We start from the raw sequence: 12,247 nt of genomic DNA on the forward strand, positions 1-12,247 counted from the left end.
TGAGGTGTTCCCCACGCAGGTGGGGATGAGCCCGCTATCGACATCACCGCGTCGGGGATTGATACGTGTTCCCCACGCAGGTGGGGATGAGCCCCGCCGCCTCAACATCAGGATGAATCACAGTCGGTGTTCCCCACGCAGGTGGGGATGAGCCCGACGAGCTAGGAGACGCAGCATGACCAAGAAGGTGTTCCCCACGCAGGTGGGGATGAGCCCACGTCGGTAATGGGCCGATTGCCGACAGCGGCGTGTTCCCCACGCAGGTGGGGATGAGCCCGGCTGGTCGAGCTGGGCGGTGGTGCCCGCACGGTGTTCCCCACGCAGGTGGGGATGAGCCCTAATAGACGAAGCACAAAGCGAGTAAAGGAGGGTGTTCCCCACGCAGGTGGGGATGAGCCCGCGCCAGGGGCATCGGACGCGACGGCTGGGAGGTGTTCCCCACGCAGGTGGGGATGAGCCCTTCGGAGCTATGCGTCAGACGGGCATCACTGAGTGTTCCCCACGCAGGTGGGGATGAGCCCATTCCTGACCCCGGAAACGGCGAGTCAGCACAGTGTTCCCCACGCAGGTGGGGATGAGCCCGGCAGGAACTTCTCTTCGGACAGGCCAGCACCGTGTTCCCCACGCAGGTGGGGATGAGCCCCGGTATCACTTGAACCTCGCCAACATTGCCGCGTGTTCCCCACGCAGGTGGGGATGAGCCTGGGGGCCTTCTCGTATACGGTGGCTGCTCGACGTGTTCCCCACGCAGGTGGGGATGAGCCCAGGACACGCTCGACACGTACGCGCAGGGTATGGTGTTCCCCACGCAGGTGGGGATGAGCCCGCGAGAAGCGGCTGCGCGTCGACGGCGCCGTTGTGTTCCCCACGCAGGTGGGGATGAGCCCCGCACACCGCTCACGTGCACATCTCGATCTACGTGTTCCCCACGCAGGTGGGGATGAGCCCACGACAGAAATTAGCTGGGAACTGCTCGGCAAGTGTTCCCCACGCAGGTGGGGATGAGCCCGAGGGCAAAACCAGCGCGGACGAACTCACACAGTGTTCCCCACGCAGGTGGGGATGAGCCCGCCCTCTGCACTTTCTGCATTTGGGCGTTTCCGTGTTCCCCACGCAGGTGGGGATGAGCCCGAATGTTCCACACATTCGTGAACAGCCGTATGGTGTTCCCCACGCAGGTGGGGATGAGCCCCGCATCAAGCGCGGGCAGGCTAAGCAGATGAAGTGTTCCCCACGCAGGTGGGGATGAGCCCAAAGACCTGCGTGCCCAACTTGCAGAACTTCGGTGTTCCCCACGCAGGTGGGGATGAGCCCCTGTTGAATTTGTTGTCAACACGGTGATTCAAGTGTTCCCCACGCAGGTGGGGATGAGCCCCGTTCTCGGAATTGACAAACGTATTCGTCCCAGTGTTCCCCACGCAGGTGGGGATGAGCCGTATGTGGATTTGGCTGTGGATGATGGCTGGCTGTGTTCCCCACGCAGGTGGGGATGAGCCCTGCATCAGCATCACCACCGGAAGGAACTCCAAGTGTTCCCCACGCAGGTGGGGATGAGCCCTCAAATGAAACAGTGTCCGACTTCTTGGCCTTGTGTTCCCCACGCAGGTGGGGATGAGCCCGTTGGTCTGGCCATTGTGGCGGCTGGTGGTGAGTGTTCCCCACGCAGGTGGGGATGAGCCCCGTTTGATCGCCTCAACACCAGTACGGAACGCGTGTTCCCCACGCAGGTGGGGATGAGCCCCAGAAAACCTCAACCTTATCGCCCATTGTGAAGTGTTCCCCACGCAGGTGGGGATGAGCCCAGGATGCGACTGTAGGTTATTTCACCGTCACGGTGTTCCCCACGCAGGTGGGGATGAGCCCGCACACAGGGGAGAAAACTCCACATGCGCATTGTGTTCCCCACGCAGGTGGGGATGAGCCCCGGCCCAGCACGGCTATGCTCCCCGCGACGATGTGTTCCCCACGCAGGTGGGGATGAGCCCATGGCAGCCCGCCGCGGCGACATGGGCACCGTGTGTTCCCCACGCAGGTGGGGATGAGCCCTCAAGGAGCTGGAAGCACAGCCGACCAGCCCAGTGTTCCCCACGCAGGTGGGGATGAGCCCAATAGCGCTCGTTTCAATGAAGGTGAGACGCCGTGTTCCCCACGCAGGTGGGGATGAGCCCGGGGTTGCCCGTTACGACATTCCTAAGGCAATGTGTTCCCCACGCAGGTGGGGATGAGCCCAGCCTGGTCGCCGATGTTGACGGTGGGGTCGAGTGTTCCCCACGCAGGTGGGGATGAGCCCGACGACCCACCTACGTCTTTACCGGGAACATCGTGTTCCCCACGCAGGTGGGGATGAGCCCAAGATCGCCGAAACGTTCAAAGTCAAAAAGATGTGTTCCCCACGCAGGTGGGGATGAGCCCCGGGGCTGGTGCCAGGGATTTTGATTACGGTGGTGTTCCCCACGCAGGTGGGGATGAGCCCAGTTTTCAGAGTATGTTCTAGTTCCTTGCCTGGTGTTCCCCACGCAGGTGGGGATGAGCCCCATGCCCAACAGGACATCCCGCACATCATCCAGTGTTCCCCACGCAGGTGGGGATGAGCCCGACGGTGGTCAGTCCCCACAGCGGCGGGAACAGTGTTCCCCACGCAGGTGGGGATGAGCCCTAATCGAGACGACGCGGCCAGACGGCTGTTTGGTGTTCCCCACGCAGGTGGGGATGAGCCCGTGAAGTATTTGCCGGTCGCCGTCAGGTACGGGTGTTCCCCACGCAGGTGGGGATGAGCCCCAGCACCGCTGCGCCCATCAATCACGATCGAGGTGTTCCCCACGCAGGTGGGGATGAGCCCTGCTGGTTCGACCTACCGGACGCGGCTACCGCGTGTTCCCCACGCCCGTGGGGATGAGCCGGATTGTCGGTCTACTGGCAGAGACGCTCGGCTGTGCTCCCCACGCGAGTAGGGATAAACCGCGCGCAGAAAGTACTTTGCCGTACAAAACAGTGGGCGCTGTGCCTCAGCACAGCGCCCACTGTCATTCACACCAGCTCAGTCATTCAGCCAAGCGTTGGCGAATACGGCTCGCGACACCTCGGGAGCTGGCGGATGGAAGATGCCCGCGGCAGCATCCCGGTACAGCCGCGATGCTTCAGCAGCGTTTCCGAAGCCCGCACCTCCCGCACAGTGCAGAGCCGCCTCGGCGTTCGCCCTGGCAGCTTTCTGTGCCATGTACTTAGCCGAGACAAAGCGCTGCGCCCACGCGGGACCGTAGTCCACACACTCATCGAAATCACGCGTGTAGGAATCCAACTGGGCCGGCACTGCAGCAAACTCCAGAGCGGCATCGGCAACACGCACGCGGAACTCACCGATCTCCGTATACGGCGCTCCCCCGTTCTTAGCCGAACGGCGCTTGCGCAGAGCCTCCGAAGCGACCTCAAGAGCACGGCGAGCAAGACCCGCGTACACCGAAGCAATGAGCAGCTGGAAGTTCGCGGTGATGCCGAAAGTCAGCAGATCCGGGTTCGGACCATCCGGGATGTGGCGCACAACCCGGTCAGCCTCAAGAACTGCATCCTCCAGGATCGTGGCCCGCGAATGCGTGGCGCGCATACCCAAAACATCCCAGTCGTCCGAAGACTTAACGCCCTCGGTACCGCGGGTGAGGAAACCGTAGACCAGCTCCGGGCCATCGGCAGCGGTCTCGTCCTTGCCGTGCACAATCAGCCTGGTCCAGGCAGGCGTCATCGACGTGAAGATCTTCACGCCCGACAGACGGTAGGAACCATCCTCCTGCGGCACTGCCTTCGTGTTCGAGCCCTGCAGAACCCAGTCATTGCCCGGCTCAGAAACACCGAAGGCAAAGACCTCGCCGTCACGCGCTTCTTCCAGTGCGAACTGCAGCGACTTATCGCCGCGATTCCACATGGCCCGCATCATGCCGGTGCACACAAAGTGCATGTTCACACCCAGCGCGGTCGCCGGGGCGGCAGTCGCCAGGCGCTGCTGCAGACGCGACACTTCGTTCATGCCCAAGCCCGGACCGCCGAGCTCTTCAGGCACAAACAGCGTCAGATAGCCGCGCTGTTCAAGTTCTTCCAGATCTTCGAAAAAGAACGCGTTATCACGGTCATACTGTGCGGCGCGCTCCCGGAAGCGCTCCAAAAGCTCATCCGGCAAATACTTCTCTTCGAGTTCTACAAGTCGCTGTTCGCGGTCAGTCATACATCCTCCTGTCGGATCAACACCAGACCCGACTGCAGTTCATCCGTGTGGCTGGTCACGCCACTCCTCCCGTCCAGCCTAGTGCCGTAAGGCCCAACATGAGAGCAGCGGACATCACAAGGAAAACACCGATCTTCGGCGCAGCCCAGCGCACCCACGTCAGATACGGCACACCGGCGGTCACGCACGAACCGACCAGCCACGCCAGCACCGGCGACAGGATGTTCGTGAGCCCGTCACCCAGCTGGAAGGCCTGCAGCGCCAGCTGGTGGTGCATACCCAGTGCCGTGGCAATCGGAGCAAGAAGCGGAATGAGAATCGCAGCCTTCGCTGCAGTCGACGGAATGATGAAGTTGATCGCCGCAAACAGCAGAACCATAAGCACTGCCGACCAGCCCAGGCCCACATCGCGCAGCGGCAGCGTGAGCGTGTAGACAATCGTGTCGAGAATCTTCGCTTCCTTCAACAGACCGGAAATCGAGCCCGCCATGCCGATGATGATGGCAATGAAGCCCATGCTGGAAATACCGCGGGCAATCGACTCCGCCAACGGGTTCCACTTAAAGCCCGCAGCCTTGCCGATGATGATCGCCGACACCAGGTTGGTTGCAAACATCACTTCGATGACCTGCTTCGAATCCACCAGAAGCGAATAGCCCACAACCACACCGAACTGTGCGATGAACAGTGCCAGCACAAGCACCGAGCGCATCTGCAGCTTCGTGGGAGCCACCGTGTCAGCCTCGCCTGCAGCGTCCCCTGCAGCCTCTCCTTCAACACCAGCCTCAGCTGCCTCACCACCTTCGCCGCCCGTTGCAGCAAGAGCACCGTGCGGCCGCCAGCCGTGCTTCCACATGAGCGAACGCGTGGGGTCCTTCTGAATACGGCGCACGTACATCAGCACAAAGGCCAAGCCCGCCAGCATGAAGATGTTCATGATGAGCATGCGCATGCCGAAGCCGGAGTATGGCGGCAGGCCGATAAGCATCTGCGACACCGCCATGTGTGTGGGCCCCGTGCCGAACCCGATGAGCGCGGCGAATGTTGTCACCGCAACGGCCACGATCCCATCAAGGCCGAGTTTGCGGGAAAACAGAACGCCGATCGGCACAATCGCAATCAGCGCGTCATTGCCGGAGAACCCGCCGATGTAGACCATGAGGCAGAACAGTCCCGACACCAGCAGCGGCGTGCTCTTGTCCTGCAGTTTGTAGATGGTGGCATCGAGCAGATTCTCAAACGCCTTCGATTCCAAAACCACGGAGACGTTCGCCCCGACCGACAGCACGGCAAAGGCAACCGGGGCCATGTTGACCGCCCCGGTCAGCAGCATCATGAGTGCGCCTAGAGGGCTGACCGGTGACTGGTCTTCCAGATAGCGGAAGTCGTCCGGGTTGATCGAACCGTCGGGGTTCTTCTGAAACTCCCCGGCGGGAATGAGATAGCCGGCGGCTGTGGCCAGGCCCAGAATGATGAACATGAGCCACAGCAGGTGCGGCATTTCCCAGCGCTTCTTCGGCTGGGTCTGGTCTGTTGTTTCGTCGTTTTGCGTACCGGCCTGCGCGGTTTGCGCGGCCTTCTTTTCGTCTTTTTCGGCCTGCGCCATCTGCGCGGCCTTGCCGATTGTCGTCGACACGGTGAAGCTCCTGAAGGCAGAAACGGATGAGGGGGCAACACCCGCGGTGCATCGCTTCTCTGACGGCTGACCAGCCTGTCTGCAGGTTAGGTGGCGGGGAGCTCAGGCCACCACCCAGTGGGAGCCTTCGCTCAGACGGTTCGGATGAGAACTGAACCGTTGTGTCCGCCGAAGCCGAAGGAATTCGACAGCACCGCGCTCATACACGGACCAGCACGGTCGAGCGGCTTGCGAGCTGCGACGACGTCGAGCTTCGGGAAATCGGGCACGTCAAGGTTGACGGTCGGTGGGATCACGCCGTCACGCAGGGCGCACACGCTGATGATCGCCTCGAGCACTCCCCCGGCACCCAACAGGTGACCGATGGACGACTTCACTGCCGTCACGGGAATCTGGCTGACAGCATCACCGAACACGGCTTCCAGGGCGAGGGCTTCTGCAGCATCCCCCGCCGAGGTGGAGGTCCCGTGCGCGTTCACGTGCCCCAGGGGTGCCCCGGAAGGACCGCCCGTGGCGAACTCCTCCGGGGTGAGACCAGCGTCAGCCATAGCAGCGCGCATGGCCGCGGCGGCGCCTCGTCCTTCAGGTTCGGGAGCAGTCGCGTGGTGGGCATCGGATGATGAGCCGAATCCGGCCAACTCAGCCAGCGCCTGCCCGCCGCGGCGCTGCAGAGCGGCATCGCTTTCCAGCACGACGGCAGCTGCGCCCGCGGACATGACGAAACCGGCACGATCGCGATCGAACGGGCGCGAAGCCTCCTGCGGGCGGTCGTTGAAACCAGAGGCGAGCGCACGCATGTTCGCATTCGATGCGAGGTTGGCAGGGTTAATGCAGTCTTCTACGCCGATGACGATCGCGGCGTCGGCATAGCCGTGGCGCAGGGCTCGCAGAGCTTCTCCCAGGCCCACGGCCCCGGAAGCGCAGGTGGCGGACACCGCGTGGGCGGGGCCGGTGATTCCGTACCGCTGGCTGACAAGTGCTGCCGGAGAATCCGGTGCACCGTGCATGGACAGGGTCAGCGGCACGCCGCGCTGGCCGTCTTCGGCGTAAACGAGCGCTGCCCGCTGCTGGGGCCGGATGGGGCCGGACCCAGTGGCGGTCACGATCATGACCCGGGCGGGGTCCCACGGCAGGTCAGCTGACGAGGCGCCACTAGGGCTGGCCTGTATGTCTGCGGCTTCTTCGAGGGTCTGGTCGGCTGCCGCGATGGCCCACAGGTGGAAGTCTTCTAAGCGTCTGGCCAGGTGCCGGGGCACGTGGTCTTCAGCATTGAAACCGCGCACCTGTCCGCCGATGCGCACGCTGAGGCCTTCGAATTCTTGGCCTTCCAGCACTCCGATTCCGCTGCGTCCGTGCTGCACGGCCTGCCACGTGTCGACAACGTTGAGACCGCTGGGCGTGATAGCGCCCGTGCCGGTAATCCAGACACGACTGGGTTCAGAGTGGTGCGCGTTCACAGACGGACAACTCCTTTCCCACCGGTCTCAATGAGCCCCACTGTTTCAGTGGCTCGCACTTTACCGCCGACTGTGCGCGGCAGTGCTTCCACGGCGTAATACTTCGCAGGAACGAACTGTGGGGCCAAGTTTTTGCGTCCGTGTTCCCGCAGCGAGGCCTTGCTCAGCTCTTCGGGCAACACCGGGGCGGGGCCGTTCTGTTCCCGTGAGCCGTTCTGTTTCTGTGAATCCACCCACACCAGGTCGCCGGCTTCAACAACCAAAGCGACAACGGTTCCGAGTGCCGCATCTGGCAGTCCAACGGCAACAGCTTCGCGGTGCTGGCCACCGACAGTGAGCCCCGCGTAGGCACGTGTGATTTCCGGCAAAGCGACTTTGTGCCCGCCGACGTTGATGATGTCGCCCTTGCGGCCCAGCAGCTGCAGTTGGCGTTTGCCGTCCACCATGGCAACCCTGCCCTGGTCTTCAACGGTTGCCCAGCCGTATTCATCCAGCAGGTGGACAGCGGCGGTGCCGGCAATGTAATCGTCGGAGCGCGACTCGGCAAGCACCCACAGCGTGCCGATTTCACCATCGGGCACGGGGGCGCCCGCATCATCGCGGATTTCGACTTCAACACCGTCGTAGATCTGGTTCCACGTGCTGTCGTCACCGCGGGCGTCCCCGATGAAGCCGATTTCGGCTGCCCCGTAGTAGCTGATGAGCCGCACGTGCGGCAGCACTTCAGCGAGGTCTTTCCGCAGTTCGTTCGGCAGGTTGGCCCCGCCGACCACAATGAGCTCAAGACCCGCAAAGTCTTCGGGCCTGCGAGTGGCTTGGGCGATGATGCCGCGCAGCACGGCCGGCACTGTAACAATCCGCGTGATCTGCTGCTGCGCCACACGCTTGCCCAGCCCCGGCAGGGAAAGCTCGTCAGCCAGGTGGACCTCTCCCCCGCTGGCCAAGCATTCAACCGCCGCGTACAGCGTCAGCGAGTAAGCAAACGCCCCGGGCGCAAGAGTCGCCACTCCCGGCAACGGCTCCAGATAGCTGGAAGACACCGCGAAGTTCGCCCTGTACTGGCCGCGGGTTTTGAGAAACGCCTTCGGGCTGCTGGTCGTGCCAGACGAAAAGAGCATGAGGTAAGGCTCATCCGCATCCCGCACCTGCGGCGGTTCAGCCGGCTGCACTTGCGCCTCTATTTCCCTGAAGCGCTGCGCGGGCACAACAACCCCGCCCCAGTCCGGGCCGAGGGCGGAAAGAAGGCGGGCCTGCACCTGGTCATCATCGACGATCACCAGGCCGATGCCGACTTCGGCAATCACGTGCCGCTGGTGGTCCACCGGCCAGCGCGGGTCGATGGTGGCCGACACCGCGCGGTAGCCGGCCAGGCCGGCCATAATGCGGGCGGCTTCAAATGCCGAGGTGGAGCTCACCGCGATCACCGGCGCCCCCTGGGTTTCGGGGGCGGGCGTGGGCAGATTCGGCGCCTGGGCCAGCAGGTGGCGCGCGGCGGCGATGACGCGGCGGCCGTCCTCGGCAAGTTCTCCGTAGCTCAGACGGGCGTGTTCGCCGACGATCGCCGGACGGTCGGGATGGTTGGCGGCGGTGGTGAGAATCGAATGGGTTATCGGCACGGTTTCAGCCTAGACAGAAGCGAAGGCCGGGGTCGAAACACCCCGGCCTCCGGTTCGCTCAGCGGTACGGACTCAGCAGCTCAGCCGGAGCTGCGCCTCGTCAGCCCAGACCCGAGCCCCACCTCGTCAGCCCAACCTCAGATCACAGCCCGAGAGCGCGGGCAATGAGCATGAGCTGCACCTCGGTGGTGCCTTCGCCGATCTCGAGGATCTTCGAGTCGCGGTAGTGGCGGGCCACCAGGTATTCGTTCATGAAGCCGTAGCCGCCGTGGACCTGTGTGGCGTCGCGCGCGTTGTCCATGGCCGCTTCGCCAGCGATGAGTTTGGCAATCGAAGCTTCCTTCTTGAATGGTTCGCCGGCCAGCATCTTCGAGGCTGCTTCGTAGTAGGCGGCACGAGCTGCCGAAACACGGGCTTCCATGCGGGCGATCTTGAAGGAAATAGCCTGGTAGCTGGCGATCGGCTTGCCGAAGCTGGTGCGCTCCTGCGCGTACTTCACGGACGCGTCAACACAGCCCTGCGCGGCACCGACCGACAGGGCGGCAACCGCGATACGACCCTCATCGAGAATGCGCAGGAAGTTTGCGTAGCCGCGGCCGCGCTCACCCAGCAGGTTCTCTTCGGGAACCTTGACGTTGTCGAAGGTCAGCGGGTGAGTGTCGGAGGAGTTCCAGCCGACCTTGTCGTACAGCGGCTCAGCCGTGAAGCCGGGAGTGCCGGCCGGAATCATGATGGTGGAGATCTCCGGCTTTTCCTTCCCGTCCTTGCCCACGCGGGTGCCGGTGACGGCGGTCGCGGTGACCAGGCGGGTAATGTCGGTGCCGGAGTTGGTGATGAACGACTTCGAACCGTTGATCGTCCATTCGCCGTTTTCCAGCGTCGCCTTGGTGCGGGTGCCGCCGGCGTCCGAACCGGCTTCCGGCTCGGTCAGACCGAACGCGGCAAGACCGGAACCGTCCGTGAGCTTGGGCAGCCATTCCTTCTTCTGCTCTTCCGTACCGAACAGGTAGATGGGCATGGCACCGAGTGAAACAGCGGCCTCGAGCGTGATGGCCAGCGACTGGTTTTCACGCGCGATTTCCTCAATCGCCAGGCACAGTGCGAAGTAGTCTCCGCCCATGCCGCCGTACTCTTCCGGGAAGGGCAGGCCGAACAGGCCCATCTTGCCCATCTTCGCCACGAGTTCGTACGGGAATTCGTGCTTGCGGTCGAGTTCGGCTGATACGGGGGCGACTTCGTTGTCGGTGAAATCAGCAACTGCCCTGCGGAGGCTTTCGTATTCCTCCGGCAGCATTCCTGGGGTGAAGCTCATGAGCTCTCCTTAGATTCTTGGTCAGTCTTCTTCTGCTTCTTCGTCGACGATCGTGACGAGCACTTCGTCCAGTGCCACCTGGGCGCCGACCGTGGCTTTGACGTGAGCGGTGCCGGCGGCGGGCGCACGCAGCACGTGCTCCATCTTCATGGCCTCCACGACGGCGATCGCGTCGCCTTCTGCGACTTCCGCCCCGTCTTCGACCAGCAGCTGGGTCAACGATCCCGGCATGGGTGCGCAGATATCGGCTCCTGCGGCACCCGGGTCGAGTTCAGATTCGGCAACGGGGCGCGCAAAGCTGTAGACGCCTCGTTCGCTGGCGACCCAGATCATGCGGGTGTCCGGGTCGGCCCACAGCATCGCGGTGTGCTGCACGCCGTCGATCGTGAGCTTGTACACCGTGTCACCGGCTTCCGTGGTGACTCGTATGAGCTCTTCGCCGCGCCACACGACGGTCTCGACTTCACCGCCGTGGGCCAGTTTCACGCTCACGGCAGGCTGGCGGCTGGATCGCCATCCGTTGGGCCGAGCCCACGCACTGGGCGCTTCTGTGCGTTCCCCTGCCGAGGTGCCGCCGAGTTTCTGTGTTCCCGCGGCTCCCCGGGTGCTCACCACAAACGCGGCGGCGAACAGTGTGTCGATGTCTCCGGCAGCGTGGGCAAGTTCGTCTTCCGTCATGCGGTCAATCAGGCCCGTGTCGAGTTTGCCTTCGACAACATCGTCACGGCGGACCAGGCGACGAACGAAGTCGATGTTCGTCGTAATGCCCGGCACGGCTGAGCGTGCGAGCGCAGAATCCAGGCGTGACAGCGCGGTTTCGCGGTCATCAGCGGTGACGATCACCTTCGCGATCATCGGGTCGTAGTCAGACACGATCCGCTGACCGGCTTCGAGACCGGCGTCAATGCGGATGCCCTCGCCTTCGGGGAACTGCACGTCGAGTGCCGTTCCGCCGGTGGGCAGGAAGCCGCGGGAGGGGTCTTCCGCGTAGACGCGCGCTTCGATCGAGTGGCCGGTGAGCGTGATGTCTTCCTGCTTCAGCGAAAGCTCTTCGCCGTTTCCGATCCGCAGCATCCACTCGACCAGGTCAACACCCGTGACCTCTTCGGTGACGGGGTGTTCCACCTGCAGGCGGGTGTTCATCTCCATGAAGAAGAACTCATCGGGTTTGTCAGCCGAGACGATGAATTCGACCGTGCCGGCACCGCGGTAGCCCACGGAACGTGCCGTGTCGCAGGCCGCCTGGCCGATGGCCGCGCGGGTTTCTTCGTCCAGCAGCGCCGACGGGGCTTCTTCGATGACCTTCTGGTGGCGGCGCTGCAGCGAGCATTCGCGTTCGCCCAAGTGAATGACATTGCCGTGCTCATCAGCGAGGATCTGCACTTCAATGTGCCGCGGCGTGGCAACCAGGCGCTCAATGAACAGGGTGTCGTCGCCGAAGCTCGACGCTGCCTCGCGGCGGGCCGCCGCAAGGGAGTCTTTGAGGTCCTTCGGGTCGTGCACCGCGTGCATGCCCTTGCCGCCGCCACCGGCTGAGGGCTTGATGAGGATGGGGAAGCCCACCTCGTCAGCCCGCTCAATGAGCTGTTCGTCCGTCAGACCGGCTTCGGCCACACCGGGAACCAGCGGCACATTGCGCGAAGCCACAGCCTGCTTGGCCGTGATCTTGTCGCCCATCGTGCGGATGGCCTCGGCGGTCGGTCCGAGGAACACAATCCCCGCGTCCTCACAGGCCTGAGCGAATTCGGCGTTTTCCGACAGGAAGCCGTAGCCGGGGTGAATCGCCTCGGCCCCGGTGTCCTTGGCGGCCTGAATGACCTTGTCGATCCGCAGGTACGATTCCGCAGCGGCAGCCGGACCCAAGCGGACCGCGACATCGGCGGCCTTGGTGTGTGCCGCCTCGGCGTCGGCATCGGAATACACGGCAACCGTCTTGATGCCCAGCGCACGGCAGGTGCGCATAACGCGAAGGGCGATTTCACCGCGGTTGGCAATGAGAACTGTTGAAAACAC

The 12,247-nt window shown here is 63.5% G+C and carries 6 protein-coding genes and 1 CRISPR repeat array; all 6 genes read right to left on the reverse strand.

Annotated elements, in window-relative coordinates; all coding sequences use genetic code 11:
- Positions 1–3: 3 nt before the first annotated feature.
- Positions 4–2,961: a CRISPR direct-repeat array (repeat unit 29 nt; unit sequence GTGTTCCCCACGCAGGTGGGGATGAGCCC).
- A gap of 76 nt (positions 2,962–3,037) precedes the next feature.
- Entirely contained in the window at positions 3,038–4,213 is a 1,176-nt protein-coding gene (locus tag HMPREF3092_RS08710; protein WP_070424612.1) for an acyl-CoA dehydrogenase family protein, read from the reverse strand.
- 55 nt (positions 4,214–4,268) lie between these two features.
- Complete coding sequence (locus tag HMPREF3092_RS08715) at positions 4,269–5,849, reverse strand: AbgT family transporter (RefSeq protein WP_070424613.1); 1,581 nt, start codon at positions 5,847–5,849, stop codon at positions 4,269–4,271.
- A gap of 131 nt (positions 5,850–5,980) precedes the next feature.
- Positions 5,981–7,306, reverse strand: coding sequence for a beta-ketoacyl-[acyl-carrier-protein] synthase family protein (locus tag HMPREF3092_RS08720; RefSeq protein WP_070424614.1), 1,326 nt, complete (start codon positions 7,304–7,306; stop codon positions 5,981–5,983).
- Entirely contained in the window at positions 7,303–8,922 is a 1,620-nt protein-coding gene (locus HMPREF3092_RS08725) for a class I adenylate-forming enzyme family protein (RefSeq protein ID WP_070424615.1), read from the reverse strand. Before HMPREF3092_RS08725 ends, HMPREF3092_RS08720 begins: the two co-directional genes overlap by 4 nt.
- Positions 8,923–9,064: 142 nt before the next feature.
- Entirely contained in the window at positions 9,065–10,234 is a 1,170-nt protein-coding gene (locus HMPREF3092_RS08730) for an acyl-CoA dehydrogenase family protein (protein ID WP_019174508.1), read from the reverse strand.
- A 21-nt stretch (positions 10,235–10,255) separates the two neighbouring features.
- On the reverse strand, positions 10,256–12,247 hold the full coding sequence (locus HMPREF3092_RS08735; protein WP_070424616.1) for an acetyl-CoA carboxylase biotin carboxylase subunit: 1,992 nt from the start codon (positions 12,245–12,247) through the stop codon (positions 10,256–10,258).

The organism is Brevibacterium sp. HMSC24B04, assembly GCF_001806835.1.
GTDB classification, from domain to species: domain Bacteria; phylum Actinomycetota; class Actinomycetes; order Actinomycetales; family Brevibacteriaceae; genus Brevibacterium; species Brevibacterium ravenspurgense.

Bases quoted from the DNA above. Each gene is read 5' to 3' on its own strand.
- HMPREF3092_RS08710 (WP_070424612.1), bottom strand. From the start codon at position 4,213: ATGACTGACCGCGAACAGCGACTTGTAGAACTCGAAGAGAAGTATTTG.
- HMPREF3092_RS08730 (WP_019174508.1), bottom strand. From the start codon at position 10,234: ATGAGCTTCACCCCAGGAATGCTGCCGGAGGAATACGAAAGCCTCCGC.